The organism is Nonomuraea sp. NPDC049655, assembly GCF_044465465.1.
Lineage (GTDB): Bacteria > Actinomycetota > Actinomycetes > Streptosporangiales > Streptosporangiaceae > Nonomuraea.
Genome location: NZ_JBITLS010000006.1, coordinates 393,016 through 405,916, shown reverse-complemented (window position 1 = coordinate 405,916; position 12,901 = coordinate 393,016). Strand labels below are relative to the sequence as shown.

Annotated in this window: 25 protein-coding genes; 1 reads left to right on the top strand and 24 read right to left on the bottom strand. The window is 68.4% G+C overall.

Annotated elements, in window-relative coordinates:
* Positions 1-286: 286 nt before the first annotated feature.
* The 11 genes from ACIBQ6_RS21935 to ACIBQ6_RS21885 all read right to left on the bottom strand — a co-directional run bounded on the left by ACIBQ6_RS21935 (position 287) and on the right by ACIBQ6_RS21885 (position 6,944).
* Complete coding sequence (locus tag ACIBQ6_RS21935; protein WP_397213966.1) at positions 287-478, bottom strand: hypothetical protein; 192 nt, start codon at positions 476-478, stop codon at positions 287-289.
* A complete protein-coding gene (locus ACIBQ6_RS21930) occupies positions 475-891 on the bottom strand; it encodes a hypothetical protein (protein WP_397213964.1) in 417 nt (138 codons plus the stop codon). The genes ACIBQ6_RS21935 and ACIBQ6_RS21930 overlap by 4 nt, the downstream gene beginning before the upstream one ends.
* 122 nt (positions 892-1,013) lie before the next feature.
* Positions 1,014-1,559, bottom strand: coding sequence for a hypothetical protein (locus ACIBQ6_RS21925; RefSeq protein WP_397213962.1), 546 nt, complete (start codon positions 1,557-1,559; stop codon positions 1,014-1,016).
* Entirely contained in the window at positions 1,552-1,941 is a 390-nt protein-coding gene (locus ACIBQ6_RS21920) for a hypothetical protein (RefSeq protein ID WP_397213960.1), read from the bottom strand. The genes ACIBQ6_RS21925 and ACIBQ6_RS21920 overlap by 8 nt, the downstream gene beginning before the upstream one ends.
* Positions 1,934-2,266 carry a hypothetical protein gene (locus tag ACIBQ6_RS21915; protein WP_397213958.1) on the bottom strand — a complete coding sequence of 111 codons (333 nt, stop codon included), beginning with the start codon at positions 2,264-2,266 and terminating at the stop codon, positions 1,934-1,936. The genes ACIBQ6_RS21920 and ACIBQ6_RS21915 overlap by 8 nt, the downstream gene beginning before the upstream one ends.
* On the bottom strand, positions 2,259-2,543 hold the full coding sequence (locus ACIBQ6_RS21910) for a hypothetical protein (RefSeq protein ID WP_397213956.1): 285 nt from the start codon (positions 2,541-2,543) through the stop codon (positions 2,259-2,261). Before ACIBQ6_RS21910 ends, ACIBQ6_RS21915 begins: the two co-directional genes overlap by 8 nt.
* Complete coding sequence (locus tag ACIBQ6_RS21905; protein ID WP_397213954.1) at positions 2,536-3,282, bottom strand: hypothetical protein; 747 nt, start codon at positions 3,280-3,282, stop codon at positions 2,536-2,538. Before ACIBQ6_RS21905 ends, ACIBQ6_RS21910 begins: the two co-directional genes overlap by 8 nt.
* Before the next feature lie 42 nt (positions 3,283-3,324).
* Positions 3,325-4,008 carry a hypothetical protein gene (locus tag ACIBQ6_RS21900; protein WP_397213952.1) on the bottom strand — a complete coding sequence of 228 codons (684 nt, stop codon included), beginning with the start codon at positions 4,006-4,008 and terminating at the stop codon, positions 3,325-3,327.
* 10 nt (positions 4,009-4,018) lie between these two features.
* Entirely contained in the window at positions 4,019-5,401 is a 1,383-nt protein-coding gene (locus tag ACIBQ6_RS21895; RefSeq protein WP_397213950.1) for a replicative DNA helicase, read from the bottom strand.
* Positions 5,398-5,961: an ATP-binding protein gene (locus ACIBQ6_RS21890; RefSeq protein WP_397213948.1), complete on the bottom strand. Its 564-nt coding sequence runs from the start codon at positions 5,959-5,961 to the stop codon at positions 5,398-5,400. The genes ACIBQ6_RS21895 and ACIBQ6_RS21890 overlap by 4 nt, the downstream gene beginning before the upstream one ends.
* Positions 5,958-6,944, bottom strand: coding sequence for a hypothetical protein (locus ACIBQ6_RS21885; protein ID WP_397213946.1), 987 nt, complete (start codon positions 6,942-6,944; stop codon positions 5,958-5,960). Before ACIBQ6_RS21885 ends, ACIBQ6_RS21890 begins: the two co-directional genes overlap by 4 nt.
* 202 nt (positions 6,945-7,146) lie before the next feature.
* Between ACIBQ6_RS21885 and ACIBQ6_RS21880 the strand changes: the two genes are divergently transcribed.
* Complete coding sequence (locus tag ACIBQ6_RS21880) at positions 7,147-7,380, top strand: hypothetical protein (RefSeq protein ID WP_397213944.1); 234 nt, start codon at positions 7,147-7,149, stop codon at positions 7,378-7,380.
* A gap of 5 nt (positions 7,381-7,385) precedes the next feature.
* Here the strand turns inward: ACIBQ6_RS21880 and ACIBQ6_RS21875 are convergent, their stop codons facing one another.
* The 13 genes from ACIBQ6_RS21875 to ACIBQ6_RS21815 all read right to left on the bottom strand — a co-directional run bounded on the left by ACIBQ6_RS21875 (position 7,386) and on the right by ACIBQ6_RS21815 (position 12,691).
* On the bottom strand, positions 7,386-8,072 hold the full coding sequence (locus ACIBQ6_RS21875; protein ID WP_397213942.1) for a hypothetical protein: 687 nt from the start codon (positions 8,070-8,072) through the stop codon (positions 7,386-7,388).
* On the bottom strand, positions 8,072-8,356 hold the full coding sequence (locus tag ACIBQ6_RS21870; RefSeq protein WP_397213940.1) for a WhiB family transcriptional regulator: 285 nt from the start codon (positions 8,354-8,356) through the stop codon (positions 8,072-8,074). Before ACIBQ6_RS21870 ends, ACIBQ6_RS21875 begins: the two co-directional genes overlap by 1 nt.
* Before the next feature lie 102 nt (positions 8,357-8,458).
* Entirely contained in the window at positions 8,459-8,818 is a 360-nt protein-coding gene (locus tag ACIBQ6_RS21865) for a hypothetical protein (RefSeq protein WP_397213938.1), read from the bottom strand.
* Entirely contained in the window at positions 8,811-9,038 is a 228-nt protein-coding gene (locus ACIBQ6_RS21860) for a helix-turn-helix domain-containing protein (protein ID WP_397213936.1), read from the bottom strand. Before ACIBQ6_RS21860 ends, ACIBQ6_RS21865 begins: the two co-directional genes overlap by 8 nt.
* Positions 9,038-9,193, bottom strand: a complete 156-nt coding sequence (locus ACIBQ6_RS21855; protein WP_397213934.1) for a hypothetical protein — start codon at positions 9,191-9,193, stop codon at positions 9,038-9,040. The genes ACIBQ6_RS21860 and ACIBQ6_RS21855 overlap by 1 nt, the downstream gene beginning before the upstream one ends.
* A complete protein-coding gene (locus ACIBQ6_RS21850; protein WP_397213932.1) occupies positions 9,190-10,059 on the bottom strand; it encodes a DNA cytosine methyltransferase in 870 nt (289 codons plus the stop codon). The genes ACIBQ6_RS21855 and ACIBQ6_RS21850 overlap by 4 nt, the downstream gene beginning before the upstream one ends.
* Positions 10,056-10,388, bottom strand: coding sequence for a hypothetical protein (locus tag ACIBQ6_RS21845; protein ID WP_397213930.1), 333 nt, complete (start codon positions 10,386-10,388; stop codon positions 10,056-10,058). The genes ACIBQ6_RS21850 and ACIBQ6_RS21845 overlap by 4 nt, the downstream gene beginning before the upstream one ends.
* Positions 10,385-10,816, bottom strand: a complete 432-nt coding sequence (locus tag ACIBQ6_RS21840) for a hypothetical protein (protein WP_397213928.1) — start codon at positions 10,814-10,816, stop codon at positions 10,385-10,387. The genes ACIBQ6_RS21845 and ACIBQ6_RS21840 overlap by 4 nt, the downstream gene beginning before the upstream one ends.
* Complete coding sequence (locus tag ACIBQ6_RS21835) at positions 10,813-11,205, bottom strand: hypothetical protein (protein ID WP_397213926.1); 393 nt, start codon at positions 11,203-11,205, stop codon at positions 10,813-10,815. The genes ACIBQ6_RS21840 and ACIBQ6_RS21835 overlap by 4 nt, the downstream gene beginning before the upstream one ends.
* On the bottom strand, positions 11,202-11,360 hold the full coding sequence (locus ACIBQ6_RS21830; protein ID WP_397213924.1) for a hypothetical protein: 159 nt from the start codon (positions 11,358-11,360) through the stop codon (positions 11,202-11,204). Before ACIBQ6_RS21830 ends, ACIBQ6_RS21835 begins: the two co-directional genes overlap by 4 nt.
* The gene (locus tag ACIBQ6_RS21825; RefSeq protein WP_397213922.1) at positions 11,357-11,824 is read right to left on the bottom strand and encodes a hypothetical protein; all 468 of its coding nucleotides are present in this window, start codon (positions 11,822-11,824) and stop codon (positions 11,357-11,359) included. The genes ACIBQ6_RS21830 and ACIBQ6_RS21825 overlap by 4 nt, the downstream gene beginning before the upstream one ends.
* 76 nt (positions 11,825-11,900) lie before the next feature.
* Complete coding sequence (locus ACIBQ6_RS21820) at positions 11,901-12,251, bottom strand: hypothetical protein (protein WP_397213920.1); 351 nt, start codon at positions 12,249-12,251, stop codon at positions 11,901-11,903.
* Positions 12,251-12,691, bottom strand: coding sequence for a hypothetical protein (locus ACIBQ6_RS21815; protein WP_397213918.1), 441 nt, complete (start codon positions 12,689-12,691; stop codon positions 12,251-12,253). The genes ACIBQ6_RS21820 and ACIBQ6_RS21815 overlap by 1 nt, the downstream gene beginning before the upstream one ends.
* Positions 12,692-12,901: the final 210 nt, after the last annotated feature.

Genomic DNA, 12,901 nt, shown 5'->3' with positions numbered 1-12,901 from the left:
TGTCGCGACACCCTTGATCGTGTTAACGTCCCAGGTGTCGCGACACTAACGATCGGATGAGCCATGCCCACCAAGGGAAACCCCCGACAGGCGTTCCGTTTCGACCCCGACCTCTGGACGCTGTTCTGTGCTGCTGTAGACGCCGCAGATCCGCCCGTTGACCGGTCGGAGGTGGTACGTCAGTTCGTGCGCTGGTATGTCCGCGAGAAGGGGGCCAAGCTTCCCGAGCGGCCCCCGAAGGAGCTCATCGACCAGGCGCTCCAGCAGTCCGCCGGCGAGGAGCCCGTCACCGGGACTCCCACCGGACGATCAGCTCCTCGTCCGTAGCGATGACCTCGGCGACGGAGTCCCACCGGGCGGCGTCCTCGCCCAACGCCTGACGGGCCAGCGCCACCAAGTCCGTCAGGTCTCCCCACACGCACGGCAGCGTGTACTCGGTCCAGGCCTTGGTCACCTCACGGTGCGAGACGCGGGTCACCGGGACGCCTCCTCGTGTTCGCCGAGCGCCAGTCTCCGCAGTTCCTCAGAGGCGAACTCGATCGTCTCTTCGACCCGGCGGGCCACCTCCTCATCGACGTACCGCTGGTAGTCCTCCCAGTGCTCGACAAGGAGCCGTTCCCGCGCCGCCTTGTCGGCGTCGGCGGAAATTTCGCCCGCGGACGTAACGCCTGGCAGGTGTAAGGCACAGACGACTCGCTGATACCGATCCTCGTTCGGACGCCAGCGGTAGCTGTTCACCTGCAACGTGACGGCCACCGGGGGCCCGCACGGTACCCGCGTGGTCTTCTTGCCGACGCTGCACCGGAGACCGTCTCCTGGCTGCCATTCGCGGATGTAGAGCTTGCCGTTGAACGTCTCCTGAGCCAGTCGAAGCTCGTTTGCCTCGCCCATCGTCGTTCGATTCCTTCCTCGAACAGAAGCCGCGAGGCTCCCGGGTCGGGCTAGAAGTTGATCACCAGTTCTGATCTCGGAGCGCCGAGAGCCTTCAGAAGCGGCTCTCAGCGCCCCGTTCGCTACAGGGAGACCGGAGACGCTTCTTCTCGCGTTGTAGCGGCCTTGTGGGGCGCGCTGAGGGCATTCCCGTCCGAGCTGTCCCCCGCCATCGGTGCGGTCCCGTTCAAGACCCGAGCCACCGCGAGCGGGTGTGCGAAGCACTGGCAGCTCTCGCCGATCACGCCGTCGCAGTGGTCCGACTCATGGACCGGCGTGTCCTCCTCCTCGTCGTAGACGAAGATCGAGTCCTTCGCCCACCTGGCGTACTCCTCCAGCCAGGAGGCGAGAGGCTCAGCCAGGAGCGGGTTGACCAGACGGATCCACGGAGCCGCCTTCTCGGCGTCCGCATGTCGGTTGTACGGCGGGGCGAGAACGGCGATCGGCTCGTTGCCCGGGTCGGTGACGATGCACGAGGTGACGTCCTGCTCGTAGTGGGTGACCTCCCACCACCACGGGCCGTTGACGCCCCACGGGCCCGGAGGGGCAGCCTTCGCGGTCTCGCGCAGCTTCGCCGCCGCTTCGCGGAGTTCGTCGGCGACGGTCTTCTCGGTCTTGGTGTCAGCCACGGTTCGGGGCCTCCTGCCCGGGAGATTCGATGACCTGGATGTGGGTCAGGGCGATACCGCCCGACCGGCCTTCGACCGACACCACGGCGGCACCATGGCCGAGCGTCCACGCCGGGGTGCGGGTACAGGTCACTAACGGCTCGTCGTCTCGGGTTCCGGGCCATGCCAGGACCGGTGTGCCGATCGGGTGGGCGGCGTTCCAGGCAACGGCGGCGTCGCGGTACCAGAACCACGGCTTGGACGCCTTCTCCGGGGAGGACACATGCTTGCGGGGGCCGTTGGACCGGCACAGGCCCGCGTCGTGGGGCGGGAGCCCGCACACGTCCCCGTGCTCGCTCACCGCTCCGCACCGGACGCGGGTCTCGGTCTTGGTGTCACCCATGGTTGCCTCCGTTGATGATCTGGGCCAGCCCGTTGGCGTACACGAAGTCGTCGCACCGCTCGCAGCCGTTGCAGCAGCCGTCCGGCTTGTCGCACGGCGGCATGTCGTACTGGCGGGCGAGCTCGTCCAGCAGGAACACGAGCGCCCCTCGCAGCGCTTCGGGGACCTCCTCGTCGCCGGGGTACGGCAGGCCGCAGTTGCTGCACGGGCCGGGGTGGGCGAGGGAGCCGTGCGGCGGCTGGATCGGGTAGCGGTGATCGCAGCGCAGCCTTCGGACTGCCAGGCGCATCTGGTCAGCGGGCGTGTCGGTCTTGGTGTCACTCATGGCTAGCACCCTTCTCAAGCAGGTCGGCGGCGGAGTTCCAGGCGTAGTCGCGCAGCTCTCGCACGCAGGCCGCCCGCTCCTGAGCGCGGGCCACGACCTCATCGACGCCTGACGATGCGGTGAGCTCGGCGATCTCGTTGGCGAGCTCCTGCCAGTCGATCTCGCCGCAAAGCGAGCAGCGCTGCACCCAGATCTGCGAGTTCGGTCCACGCTGCGTGGTCCAGGCGTGGTGCGGGTGGCCGTTGCACGCTGTCTGCGTCGCGGTTGGGTCACTCATGGCTTGTGGTCTCCTCGCTAGCAGCGGTGATCAGTTGAAGCGACGGCGGAATAGCGTCGTCCGCCTCCTCCAAACCGGGTGGCTCGTGCCCGACGCCGCCGAGCACGACCTTGAAACGCGGCGGTGTCGGGTCCGCCATCTCAACCCGAGCCAGGACCGGCCAGTCATCGGCTCTGATCCCGACCTTGGGCGGCTTCCACGAGGAGTCCGCCTTGGTGTAGTTCTTCATCCAGTCCCATGGCAGGTAGCAGGGCAGCAGCCCGCCTGTGTTCGGCAGCGGTTCCGGGACGCCCGCCTGCTGGCGGCGTTCCTCGGCCGCGAGGGCGGCTCGGGCCTCCTCGCGGTGCCGCAGGCAGTAGGAGGTCAACTCCCACGTCCCGTCGACAGGGTTCGTCACGTTGAAGCCGCTGGCCATGGCCCGCCCGCAGGGACGCTTCGCTCTGGGAAGCATCACCACACAGCCGCCCTCGTCCCAGCTCTTGCGGCGAGGCTCGTAGCGGGGCAGGTCGGAGCGGATCAACTGCCAGAACTGGCGGTTGTCCAGTCCCATCACCTCGCACACCCGCTGGATGCGACGGCCGCGAGGTGCACGCTCCACGCCGAGCACCCAGATCGCGGTGACGGCGAACATCCGCAGGTCACCGTCCCGATGCGTGGCGGGCGGGAACCGGGGATCCTTCATCGCCTGCGAGATGTCGTCACGGACTTTGAGCAGGTAGCGCAGCTCATTGCCGTCCACGCGGGGTCTCCTCTGGTGTCGTGTCGGGGAAGTCGGGGACGGTCATCCGCGCTCGCCGTGTTCGAAACGGGCCGAACGCGCGGCGACATAGGCGAACTCGAGGTACTGGGCGTACGGGGCGCCAGCGAGCGGGATCGGCTCGGTGATGTCGCCCGCGGGCTGCTTGGTGGAGGAGCGGCAGGCCGGGACCAGCAGAGCGCCAGCCTTGCACAGCATGTGCTTGAACTCGTCGTCTTCGACATCGGGGAGGATGCCGCACGCTGGGGCGAAGAAGTGGTAGCCGAACAGCGGGCCGGTGAAGGCGCAGTCACCGCCGCAGCCGGCGCCGACGATGGCGTTCTGGCCGCGGAGCGGGGTGCCGACGGCGCGGGAGCGGCGGATGGACAGGTGGCCGTGAGGCACGTCTCCGGTGGGGACGTCGCCGAGGACGAGCATGTTCGTCATGCAGAACGGGTCCTCCCGGCCTAACCCATAGACGGGGTCGACGGCGTCCAGCAGCAGCGGCACGTCGAGGCGCTCGAGCGGCCCCTTCACCTCGACCCACCAGCGCAGCTCCGTCAGGTAGAAGTCCGGCAGGTAAGGGCGGCGCTTCTTGCCGACCAGGTAGCCCTGCGGCTCGTACTGCCAGCGGATGCCGAGCGTGTCGAAGAAGACAGCCCACCGGGCCTCGAGACGGGACCTGAACCGGCAGCCGGCGTACTTGGTGTCGATCGCTTGGATGGTCACGGTCCCTCGCTCAGCTCACGGCGTGCAGGTTGGGGCGCCCGCCAGAGTTGGGGGCGTCGTCTTCGGGCCGGGCCATGTCGATCAGGCGCGAGTAGTGGAGCTGGGCGGCGACGATGACCGTGCCCTGGGGGCCGCTGCGGTTCTTCGCCACGATCAGTTCGGCTTCGCCGGCCCGCGGCGTCTCCGCCTCGTAGGCGTCTTCGCGGTGGATGAGGATCACCACGTCGGCGTCGGACTCGATCGATCCGCTGTCACGCAGTTCGGCGATCTGGGGGCGCTTGTCGGCGCGCTTCTGCGAGTCGCGGTTGAGCTGGCTGAGCAGCACGATCGTGAGCCCGAACTCTCCCGCCATCGCCTTCAGCTCTTGCGTGATCATGCCGAGTTCGAGGTCGCGGCGCGGGTTCTTGGGCGCCCTCATGATCTGCAGGTAGTCGACGACAGCGAGCTTGGCCGGGTCCTCGCGCGACAGCCAGCGCAACTGGGAGCGGATGTGCTCGAGCGTGCAGGCCGGGGCGTAGTCGATCGTCAGCGGCGAGCCGGAGATGCGGGCGCCGGCCTCCGCGGCGGCGGCCAGCTGCTGCCGGGTGACGTTGCGGGTCTGGATGGCCCGCAGAGGGACGCGCCCTTCGGCGGCGGTGATGCGCTGCAGGATGTCTTCCTCGCTCATCTCGACCGAGAAGATGATGCTCCGCTCGCCGTCCTTGATCGCCGCCTTGCGGACGAGGTCTGTGGACAGGACGCTCTTGCCGAGGCCGGGCCTGCCTGCCACGACCACGAGTTGCCCCTTGCGAAACCCTCCGCCAAGCAGGTGGGCGAGGTCCTCGAACGGCGGCTCCACCACGTCCAGCTTCGGCGGCGGGTTCTCAAGCTCGTCCAGCAGCTTGATCATGGCGGAGGACACGTCCTTGGGCCGCTCCCCGATCCGCCGCACGAGCGCCTCGTCGACCATCTTGCGCACCTGGTCGACGTCCGTGGACGGGTCCCACGAGGTGTGCTCGGTCATCTGCACGCCCGTGCGGAGCGCCTGCTGCAGTCGGCGTCGCTCGGCGTCTTCGGCGATCTGCTTGGCGAAACGGACGATCGAGCCGGGGACGGCAGCGTGCTCCATCAGCGTGTGCAGGTAGGCACCACCGCCAACGCGCTCGAGGTCGCCGCGGTTCTGCAGTTCGATCAGCACTTCGGTCGGGTCGATCGGATTGCCGGCGTCCCGAACCTCGAGCGCGGCAGCGAACACGTGCCCGGCGATGCTGTAGAAGTCCGCAGGAGTGACCACGTCGGCGGCCTCGTCCAGCAACACCCGCGACTGGATCGCGGCGCCCGCGATCGCCATCTCCGCGGCGATGACCTTCTCGGCGGCTTCCCACCCGGCCGTGTCGAACTCGGTCGCGGTCATCGGGCCGCCCTCAGGTCTTCGCCCTCGAGGGTGACGACGATCGCCGTGTCACCGAGCCTCGAGGTGATGCGCTCCTTGAGCACGTCGTCGAACTCGTCCATGTTCGAGGTGACCGCGGTGGGGCGGGCGTGCTGCCAGCGCTCGTCGACTATGCCGAGGAGCTTCTCCCGCTGCCACTCGTTGATCCGGGAAGCGCCGAGGTCGTCCAGCACGAGCACATCCGCTTGGCGCATCTCGCGCAGCCGGTCGTAGTCCGCGGGCGGCCCGACGACCTCCTGCCAGTCGGCTTGGGTGGAGAAAATGATCGACCCCTGATAGCCGACCTTGATGGCCCGCTCGAGCACCTCCCACACGTTCCACGTCTTCGCGACGCCCACATCGCCGACCAGCACCAGGGTGCGGGCTGTGCCATCGAACAGGCGCGATCCCCACTCGGCCACTTCGTCGTTGAGTTCGCCGGCGTGACGGAGCATCACAGGTCGCCGGGCCTGGAACGCCTCCACTCGGCGGCGGAGCTGCTCGGCCCGCCACTCGGCGAAGTCGTCATCGCTGATGGTCATGCTGACTCCCTCTTGCTGCGAAAGGGGTTCTGCCTGGCCCCCCGAGGTGGGACAAAAGAGCCAGAGCCGTTCCCGGCGCGGCTGCCCTCGACAGGAGGTCGCTGCTGCTCAGGGTCGGGCGGGATCGGGTCGTTCCAGCACTCGTTGTTCAGCCACACGGACGGCCCCTTGATGTACCCGCGTTGCACGCGAGGGTCATGAGTCGCGTAGCGCGTGGCGCCGTCGATGAGGATCTGCGGGTCGTCGACTTTGGCGACGGCCTTGTTGAACGCCTTGACCGCCTGGGGGCGCTTGTCGTGCAGCGGGTAGGCGGCGTACCACTCGGCGAAGCGAGGGTGCTCCTTGTCGCTGGAGCGCGATTTCCCCCCTGCACCCCCCTTGGTTGTAGAGGGTGTGTGTTCTTCTTCTGAAGAAGAAGAACTACTAACACCTATAGCGCGGCCAATTTGGCCAGTGGGCAAATTGGCCACTGGTTGCGACCTGCGGGTTTGCGCTTCCGCCGTCTCGCCTACCGGCCAATCTGGCCACAAGGTCCCGTCCCTAGCGTCCAGATTGGCCGGTAGGGATTTCTCCTGATCAGCACCAGCGGCCAAATTGGCCACTGGCCAGATTGGCCGGTAGGACTCACCCGTGTTGACCTGCCTACCGTCCACATTGGCCGGTAGGACCTGAGCGGGGTTGAGACGGTAGCGATCCGGCAACCGATGCCCCGTGTCACTCACCCGCCGGCGGCGAACGATGAACCCGTCCTCCTCCAACTGGTCGAGGTAGCGGCGCATCGAGCGTGTGGCGACCATCGCGTCCACTGCCACCTCCTCCTGGCTTGCCGTGCACTCCCACGCTTCGTCCACCCGACGTGCAAGGCACAGCAGCGCGATCCGTGCCCCCGGGTTGTTGGCGACCGGCTGGGACCAGGCCCAGTCGATCGCCGCCTGGTTCAGCTCCGCCGGCGGCGAGCCTGCAGGTTGTTCGTCGTTGTTCACGTAGAGCGGCTCTCTCTTGGCGGTACTCGGGGTTGGGCTACGAGAGGTGTGCCGGTCTTCGGGGTGTCGCCACTTCGGTCCCCCTGATCACTCTGTTGTTCGAGTCCATTGTATGCCACATTGAATGTGGCCTAGCAACACTTGGCCTATAAGTGTTAGGCACATGCTAAGGTGGCCTCACCAGAGGTGCGATGATGAGGAGGTGTCCGACCCGATGACCGGCATTCGCGCAGTCCGCGCCGCCCTCGACGAGGTAGAGGCCCGCGCCGCAGAACTTCGGCTCGAACTCGGCCGCGAGATCCGCAAGGCACGCGCCGCCGACGCCCCACAGAAGGACATCGCCGCCGAGCTCAGACTGACCCGCGAGCAGGTGCGCCGAATCCAGGAGGCCGCCGACATCGCCGACGGCCTTAAGCCGGCCCGAGCCGCGGACTGACGTCGTCACGACGCCTCCCCCCGGGCAAGCCCCTTCGGCTTCTCCTTCGGGTTGTCGATGTCGTCCCAGGCCAGAGCTGACACCCAGCCCCGCTCACGCGCGTACCGCTGAGCTCGTGTGGCGCTGGCCCGCTCGTACCGGGTACGGACGGGCGGTCCGACGATGGACAGTTCAGCGAACAGGTCCTGCACCGCGCGAGCGGTCACGCCTTCGACCTGGGATCTGTTCATCACCCTCCGGATGAAGGACCGATCCATACCCAGCCGCTCCGTGAGAACCTGAGCCGACCAGCCCATATACATGAGTGCCTGCAGCTTGCGGCGGGTCCCTGTCGAGTCCACGCGGGCGTGCAGAGGAGGCGTGTCGTCGGGGCGGACACCGAGCAGCTTGTCGGCGAAGTGGCTCCGCACCCTGGTCCGGCCGGCGTCGAACAGCTTGTAGATGTTGCCCGGCGCGACCCCGGCCAGCGAGGCGATGGTCTCCAGACGCATCCCGCCCTGGCGAAGCTTCCTGACGTGCCGGCGGACGGGCTCTGCGTCCGTCCACGGCTTCCACTCGCCGCGCTGGATCAGCGCCAGGCGGCGCTTGTTGTAGCGGAGCATCGCCGCGTGACACAGCTCGCACCGGCAGCCACCCATCGTGTACCGGTGGTAGACGCCATGCGGTGCATTAGTGGCGTACTTGGCGGCCATCACGCCACCGCCTCGACGCCAGCCTGGCCCGCCCGACGCATCCTGCGACGGCGCTCCCGCGCCCGTTCGTCCTCGGTGAGCGCCCAAACGCCGTACTTCTCCGGGACGGACAGCGCATAGTCGAGGCATTCGCGGCGGACCGGGCAGCCCGAGCAGACAGCTTTGGCCACCCGTTCGCGCCGGTCTTTCGCTTCGCCGCGCTCGCCATCAGCACCGAAGAACAGCGTCAGGTCCTCGCCGCGGCAGGCTGCACGCTCCTGCCAGGACCAGTTAGGCGTTGCCACAGGTCTCCCCCTCTCGGGTCGGGCCCGGAAGCGTCCGGTCCCGTACGGGGACATCCGAGAGCGTCCGGAAGTGTTCGGGATCGTTCCGAGTCGTTCCGGTGTTCATGCCGCAACCACATGCTTCGGGGCCGTGATCTCGACGTCGGGTTCGCAGCTGTGCTCGTCCTTCCACAGCTCCGCGTCCTCCTGGGAGAGCGCCACGCCCTCGAACCAGTCCTCGTGCATGGAGGCGCCGCAGGTGCGACAGTCGGCGCTCCACGACGGCTCCTCGCCTGTGGCGGCGTCGACAACAGGGCGTCCAGCGCACCGGGGGCAGAAGACGCGCTTTACGTGGCTGCCGCCCTCCGTCTTGCCCTCCCAGACGATCCATCCGGCGACACGGGCGCCGTACTCCTTGTGCCGCTGGTCGATGCCAGGAGGGTCGTAGCTGGACCTGCAGGAGCCGCACTGGATCTCACGCATGGACGTTCTCCTTCACGGACACGAGGGTCAGGCGTAGGCCGAGCGCGTCGGCATAGGCGATGACGCGGTCAATCGGCGGGCGGACGTAGCCGTTCTCCCAGTGGGAGATGAGGCCGACACTGACGCCGAGGCGCCGGGCGAGGGCGGGCTGCGACATGCCGAGTTCGGTTCGGCGGTCCGCGAGTTCCCGCATCAGCGTTGGCGGATACTGGCGCTTCATCACAACAACCCCCCGCCTTCCTCAGGGGTGACTGGAGCCAGCGCGAACAGCGGCGGCGTGGGCGGCTCGGCTCGGGCGTCGCACCTCGGGTAGTGCTCCTCAGGCGTCTCCCCGTCGAGTACGGCCTGCTGGCAGCAGCGGCGGAGGTCGGTCATGCCGCCACCTCCGAACCCATGCGGTCCAGCAGCACATCGAGGGCCTGCGCGATCTGCAGCGGTACCACGCCGTTGCCGGCAGCCTTCAGAGCAGCCGTCCTGGACAGCCCGGGCACGTCGGTGAGGTGGCCGGCAGGCAGGCCCATCTGCCATTCGGCCCACGCCGGAGTTTCGTTGCCGGCCTCGTCTACAGGCCAGGGAGCGGGACGTCCAAGAACGTGCTCCCAGCGTCGGATGGCGGGGGTGTACTCGCGCCAGAACTGTGCAGGCGCCACAGCCGTCGCAGCACCCGGGGCAGGATGCCGTTCTCCGGCACCCGGTCCACGCCGGCGCCGGTGTCCTTGTAGTCGCGCGCGGCAGGTGTCGGAAGAAGACGGCCAGGCGGCGATGGTGACCCGCACTCGTGAGTGGCAGGCTCCGACGTCACTGGCAGGACCAGCTTTCCACTCCGCATCGAACCCGAGCTCGGCAAGCGAAGCGAGGACGACGTCAAGACCAGGTCGCCGATCAACGAGGGCCCCCACGTTTTCCAGGACGACGAGGCTGGGTCGTAGCGCACCGACAGCGTCGGCGATGGCGAACCAGAGGCCACTACGTGTTCCTTTCCTGATGCCGGCGCCGCGGCCGGCGTAGCTGAGGTCCTGGCAGGGGAAGCCGGCGGCGAGCACGTCAACCGGCTCGACGCTCGCCCAGTCGACTGTCGTGATGTCGCCGTAGTTGGGCACGGTGGGCCAGTGGTGGGCCAAGACCTTGGAGGCGCCGGCGTCTTTCTCTGCGAACCACAGCGGCTCAGCGTCCAGGACCATGCTGACGGCCATCTCCAGGCCGCCAACGCCGGCGCATGGCGAGCCGATGGTGAGCGTCATTCGCCCCCCTCGTAGCGGTCGGCCTCGCCCTTGAGTGCCTCACGCAGGATCCTCTGGTGGCGGTCCAGCTCGGGCTTGTAGGCCGGGTCTGCCATCTCCTCCACGGGCGGGCGGTGCCAGCCGAACAGGTGGGAGAGCGCGCCCCCGACCGTGCGGACCAGGAGGGAGGCGCACACCACCGTGCCTGCCGCGCCGGCCGCAGCGAGCGCAGCGGTCGGCCACGAGAACGGCTCGGCGATCAGGTCACGGGCGGCGAGCGCCGAGATGGTGGCGCACACGGACGTGGCGAACGCGTAGGCGCCGGCGAAGAACAGGGTGAGGGGCTTCACTGGGTGCCGCCCTTCTCTGCCTGAGCGGCCTCAGCGAGGCCAAGGGTGGAGCGGCCTTCATCGGTGAGGCCGAACCGAACGACCGTGTCCCTGTCCGGGCCGATGCGGACCGTGGAGCCGTCCTGGCATCCCCACCCGGTGTAGTCGGTCCACGCCTCCAGCGAGGCCCAGCGGCCGTCCTTCAGCTCCAGCAGCGCGTACAGCTCCAGCTCGTTGCCGGTGTCGTCGCCGGGCTTCCACCGGTCCCCGTAGTAGGAGATGGCGTAGGTGTCCACGCGGGCGACGTCGGCCAAAGTGAGCGGCTCGGCCTGCTCGGACGGGTACGCGGCGGTGCCGGTGTCCCTGCCGCTCTCCTCAATGGCCTGCTGCCAGTCGTAGCTGTTGCTCCCGTCGGGGATCCACGTTGCCTCGGGGGTGATCTCGCTCATGCCGCACCGCCCATCCCGGCCTGCGTACCGGCCTCAGGGTTGGGCTTGACCACCTGATCGGCGATCCTGGCGACCGCTGCGGGGTCGATCCCGTACTCGGCCATCCACTCCCACAGGTCCACTGCGACACCCATGCCGGAGTCCCACGTCTCCCACAGCGCGTGGGCGACCCGGTCACGGTCGCGGGCGGGCATCTCCCGCAGCAGGTAGGCGAGCCCGTAGTAGGCGATCGCCATGTTCATGGACTGGCGGGCCTGGCCCTTGTCGGGGTGGTCGATCGAGACCTGCCAGTGCATCTGGGCGAAGGCGGTGAAGTGGCGGGCCATCGCCTCGGCGGTGGCCTCCTCGGCGCTCTGCGGGTAAGGGGCGATCTTGTCGAGGGCGTTCACGGGGCGTCCTTCGGGGAGTCGTAAGGGTTGCGGCGGAAGGGGATCCAGTCGTCCTCGCTCGTCGAGAACGGGGCGAGCAGCTCAGGCTTGGCGTGACGCGGCACGTGAGGCCGGCGCAGCAGGTAGTGGCGCACCAGGCGCAGGGCGGCGGTCACGACTCGGCCAGCTCTGCGACGCGGCTTTCGGGGTCGTTCGGGTCGCAGGTAGCGCCGAACCCGTGGGTGAGGCCGGTAGGGCTTGCCTCGCTGACCCCGACCCGCCACACCGGCTGGTGGCAGTGGCGGCACTGCCCGTCCGGCGGCTGACCGTTGGCGAGCTGCTCCCGGGCAGGGGACGGCACCACTTCGCCCGCCAGCGGCGCTGTGGGTCCGCCGAACAGGTCACGGTGGGCCGCCGCCGTCGGCAGTAGCGGGCCGTCTTCGCCGAGCAGCCGCTGCGCCCGCGTGATCGACTCCTCTAACGCGTCTATCACGGTGTCCCGCGAGGCGACCTGGGCGGCCAGGTCGTCGCGTGAGGTCTTGACCGTGGCGAGGTGCTGCTGGTCCTGGTGGAGACGCGCCCGCAGCAGGGCGGCGTCCTCTTTGGTGAGGGTCGGCTGGGAGAGAGTGTCGACGAGCATCGATGCTCCTGGGTGTGTTGAGGTCTGGGAGAGCCGCCACGTGCCCGCCCCCGGTGGTCGAGCACGTGACGGAAGATCAGGGATAGGACAGGTCGGAAGGGCTGACGTGCTCGTACTCGGCACGGCGGGCGAGGTCCCGCTTCTGCAGGGCCAGATCGGTCGGGCACATGCCGCACCGATCCGGGTACAGGTAGGCGCTCGACTCGCACGACGGCTCATCAGGCCGGCACGTGTGACCGGCTGGCAAGGTGGCCCGGCACCAGTCGCAGAACCGCATGTCCAGCACCGACGCGATCAGCTCCGGCTCCACGTCCCGCGGCGTGCCGCACGACAGGCAGGCCATCTCCTCGCCGTCGTAGCAGTGAGGAGCCGACGTCTCGCAGGCGGTGCAGTCGTAGATGAACTCCACGACCTGCTGGGCAGCCATCACGCCACCTCGCCCATGTCATCGACGCGCAGCCACGTCCCGTCAGGGAGAGGGAGCGCCCAGCCGAGCCAGGCGACCATCACCGGCTCGGTAGCCGGGTCGGTGGTGCCGTTCGTGGACAGCACCCACCCGTACGCTGCCGCCTGGCACTCCCACGGCTTGAGCGTCACCTCTCCGTGGCAGCCGGTCATCGGCGTCCCGCACAAGGTGATCAGGTTCGCGATGACGTTCGCCTTACGCGACCCGCCCTGGCCCCGGTTGCGGCGATGGTGCACGTTGCCGCCGCCGTCCAAGATGACGCCGCACTTCACGCACGTGTCGTTGTCGCGCCGGCGAGCCTGAGCCTTGAGTGCGTCGAGGCCGCGATTCGTCTTGGCCTGCTTGGACGCCTTCCGCTTAGGCGTGTTCGGTGAGGTCTTGAAGCCCTTGCCGCGCGGCATCGGCTTCTTCCTCGGAGGCATCGGCGAGCGCTTCACTGGCCCTCACCCGCCTTGGACGACTCCCACAGCGAGCAGCCGACGACAGGCAGCAGATCCCACTCAGGCAGGTCCACGTCCGCCTCACACGAAGCCGGGGAGTCGTTGCACGAGCAGGGCCGTCCCTCGAAGCACCACCCTTCAGAGCCGCCGCCGGAGCCCTCGGAGAAGTGC

Excerpts from the sequence above, each read along its gene's own strand:
- ACIBQ6_RS21860 (WP_397213936.1), bottom strand. The coding sequence starts at position 9,038 with ATGAAGCGCCAGTATCCGCCAACGCTGATGCGGGAACTCGCGGACCGC.
- ACIBQ6_RS21815 (WP_397213918.1), bottom strand. The coding sequence starts at position 12,691 with ATGCCGCGCGGCAAGGGCTTCAAGACCTCACCGAACACGCCTAAGCGG.
- ACIBQ6_RS21920 (WP_397213960.1), bottom strand. The coding sequence starts at position 1,941 with ATGGGTGACACCAAGACCGAGACCCGCGTCCGGTGCGGAGCGGTGAGC.
- ACIBQ6_RS21890 (WP_397213948.1), bottom strand. The coding sequence starts at position 5,961 with ATGACCATCAGCGATGACGACTTCGCCGAGTGGCGGGCCGAGCAGCTC.
- ACIBQ6_RS21840 (WP_397213928.1), bottom strand. The coding sequence starts at position 10,816 with ATGAGCGAGATCACCCCCGAGGCAACGTGGATCCCCGACGGGAGCAAC.
- ACIBQ6_RS21930 (WP_397213964.1), bottom strand. The coding sequence starts at position 891 with ATGGGCGAGGCAAACGAGCTTCGACTGGCTCAGGAGACGTTCAACGGC.
- ACIBQ6_RS21875 (WP_397213942.1), bottom strand. The coding sequence starts at position 8,072 with ATGGCCGCCAAGTACGCCACTAATGCACCGCATGGCGTCTACCACCGG.
- ACIBQ6_RS21855 (WP_397213934.1), bottom strand. The coding sequence starts at position 9,193 with ATGACCGACCTCCGCCGCTGCTGCCAGCAGGCCGTACTCGACGGGGAG.
- ACIBQ6_RS21915 (WP_397213958.1), bottom strand. The coding sequence starts at position 2,266 with ATGAGTGACACCAAGACCGACACGCCCGCTGACCAGATGCGCCTGGCA.
- ACIBQ6_RS21865 (WP_397213938.1), bottom strand. The coding sequence starts at position 8,818 with ATGCGTGAGATCCAGTGCGGCTCCTGCAGGTCCAGCTACGACCCTCCT.
- ACIBQ6_RS21910 (WP_397213956.1), bottom strand. The coding sequence starts at position 2,543 with ATGAGTGACCCAACCGCGACGCAGACAGCGTGCAACGGCCACCCGCAC.
- ACIBQ6_RS21850 (WP_397213932.1), bottom strand. The coding sequence starts at position 10,059 with ATGACGCTCACCATCGGCTCGCCATGCGCCGGCGTTGGCGGCCTGGAG.
- ACIBQ6_RS21895 (WP_397213950.1), bottom strand. The coding sequence starts at position 5,401 with ATGACCGCGACCGAGTTCGACACGGCCGGGTGGGAAGCCGCCGAGAAG.
- ACIBQ6_RS21820 (WP_397213920.1), bottom strand. The coding sequence starts at position 12,251 with ATGGCTGCCCAGCAGGTCGTGGAGTTCATCTACGACTGCACCGCCTGC.
- ACIBQ6_RS21825 (WP_397213922.1), bottom strand. The coding sequence starts at position 11,824 with ATGCTCGTCGACACTCTCTCCCAGCCGACCCTCACCAAAGAGGACGCC.